Origin of the sequence: Ochrobactrum sp. SFR4, assembly GCF_019730395.1 — a bacterium.
Classification (GTDB): Bacteria; Pseudomonadota; Alphaproteobacteria; order Rhizobiales; family Rhizobiaceae; genus Pseudochrobactrum.
Genome location: NZ_JAAPBB010001285.1, coordinates 1 through 241 on the forward strand (window position 1 = coordinate 1; position 241 = coordinate 241).

Consider the following 241-nt stretch of genomic DNA (forward strand, 5'->3'; position numbering starts at 1 on the left):
GAAGAAGAAACACTGAGGCTGATCGGCGACCATTTTCGCCGCGCGCGTCTTGCAGCGGGGTTGACCCAGGAGCAGGTGGCCGATCTTGCGGGCATTTCGCGCCCGCGCTACCGCGACATCGAGACGGGGGCAGCAGCCGCGCGCACCACGACTTTGATCAACATTGCCAGGGCGCTTGGGCTGGAAATGATACTGGTCCCGCAGGCAATGGTGCCCGCCATCGAGACGCTTTTGCGCCCCG

1 protein-coding gene is annotated in these 241 nt (G+C 64.3%); it reads left to right on the forward strand.

The features are described from left to right. The coding region (locus HBA93_RS23155) for a helix-turn-helix domain-containing protein (protein WP_502910189.1) at window positions 1-241 on the forward strand (241 nt) is incomplete at both ends.